General features: G+C 69.2%; 2 protein-coding genes. One reads left to right on the top strand and one right to left on the bottom strand.

Annotated features, from left to right (window positions below; all coding sequences use genetic code 11):
• Positions 1–1,404 (bottom strand): ATP-binding protein (locus tag EN925_RS34135; protein ID WP_164894594.1); only part of this gene is annotated, 1,404 nt, incomplete at its 3' end.
• Positions 1,405–1,612: 208 nt separating this feature from the next.
• Here EN925_RS34135 and EN925_RS34130 point away from each other — a divergent pair.
• Positions 1,613–1,888: hypothetical protein (locus tag EN925_RS34130; RefSeq protein ID WP_128337279.1), on the top strand; the 276-nt coding region annotated here is incomplete at its 3' end.

The raw sequence follows: 1,888 nt of genomic DNA, 5'->3' as shown, positions 1-1,888 counted from the left end.
CCCGTCGAGCTGGCAGACGATGAGGCCCTGCTCCTCGATATAGGTCAACAGGCGCCGGGCGCGGCGCAGCGAGTGCGAGCCGTAGGCGCGGGCGATCGCGGCGTCGCTCGGGCAAGGCCAGCCCTCCTTCGCCGCGCGGGCAATCATCATGAACACGCCCTGCATGTCGTCGGGCAGCAGCGACGCGCGGACGGAAACGTCCCGCCATGCGTCGTCCTGCGTCGTCTCTGACCCAAGGCCGGCCCGGGCGCGCGTCAGCATGCGGCGGAACTCCGGCAGGTCGGGCACGACCGAGGCCAGGCCTTCGATGCGGCAGCGGACCACGAACTCCTGATAGAGTACCCCGATTACGCGAAAACCGGCGTCGGGCTGCGCCAGGATGGCGCGCAGCACGCGGTCCACGCGCTCGCGGCGCTCGGCCAGATCCTCGGCGCTGACTTGCGGCTCCGCCGGTTCGGGGCGGATTTCCAAGGCCGCCGACTTCGCCGCCATCAACTGGTCGAGCAGGTCCGGCGACGCCGGGCGGCGCGGCGTGCGCACCGTTTCGGGCGGCGGCGCCGCCAGGATGATCGCGCGTGCATCCTCGAGTGCTGCTTCCGGCATCGCCATCAGCCGCGGCGTTCCGTTGCGCGGGCTCGTATCCGTCGGGCCGATGCGCAGGCCCAGCGGACGGCGCGACAGCGCCGGGCCGAGCGCCATGAACTGCCCGCGTTCCAGATCGCGAAACGCCTCCGCCTGGCGCCGCTCCATGCCCAGAAGGTCGGCGGCACGCGCCATGTCGATATCGAGGAAGGTGCGGCCCATGAGGAAGTTGGACGCCTCGGCGGCGACGTTCTTGGCGAGCTTTGCCAGCCGCTGGGTGGCGATGATGCCGGCCAGCCCGCGCTTTCGGCCACGGCACATCAAATTGGTCATCGCGCCGAGCGAGAGCTTTCGCGCCTCGTCGGAAACCTCGCCGGCCACCGCCGGCGCGAACAGCTGCGCCTCGTCCACCACCACCAGCATCGGGTACCAGTGGTCACGGGCGACCTCGAACAGCCCGCCGAGGAAGGCGGCGGCACGCCGCATCTGGTTCTCGGCGTCGAGCCCTTCGAGATTGAGCACGGTGGAGACGCGATGCATGCGCGCCCGCTCGCCTGCCGCCTGCAGGCCGCGCTCGGTATGCTGCTCGGCATCGATCACCAGATGGCCGTAACGGTCGCCCAGCGAAACGAAGTCGCCCTCGGGATCGATGATGGTCTGCTGCACCCAGGGCGCGCTCTGCTCCAGCAGGCGCCGCAGCAGATGCGACTTGCCGGAGCCCGAATTGCCCTGCACCAAAAGGCGCGTCGCGAGCAGTTCCTCGAGATCCAGCTTCGCCGGGGCGCCTGCGGTCGTCTGTCCCATCTCGATCGCAACGGTCATCTCGACTCAGGCGCTCCTTTCGCAGACGGGCTTATCAACTGGGTCACGGCCCGTCGAGCGTGCATGACCGCCCGCGGCGTGTTGCGCACAACTGTGCAGGCACCGTCTGGAGGGGTCATCAGCCGATGCCTGGCGCAAACTTTGGGTTGACCCCTTCGGACCACGAGGCGACACTCCTCCCAACGCTACGAGTGCGAGGAGGAATGCGATGGACGAGCCCGAACGGTGGCGCCACATGTCGACGGCGCCGAAGGACGGCAGCCGCATCCTGGTCACTGTGCGTCCGTCCGAGCAGGGACCGGCGGAAGTCGACCTTGCCTATTGGTCGCGTGCCGACCAGTTCGCCTCGGAAGGCTGGCGCGCGTCGGACTCTTCGCCCGGGCGCGTCATCGAATACGCCGACCCGGAACTGAAATGCTGGATGCCGCTGCCCACCGCCAACCTTAGCCGCGCGTCGATGCCGGCGCCCTGGGAAGGTGAAGAC

The sequence above is a fragment of the Mesorhizobium sp. M7A.F.Ca.US.006.04.2.1 genome, assembly GCF_004022915.1.
GTDB classification, from domain to species: domain Bacteria; phylum Pseudomonadota; class Alphaproteobacteria; order Rhizobiales; family Rhizobiaceae; genus Mesorhizobium; species Mesorhizobium ciceri.
Note: the sequence above shows the minus strand (reverse complement) of the source record. Positions and strands in the feature narration are given on the sequence as shown.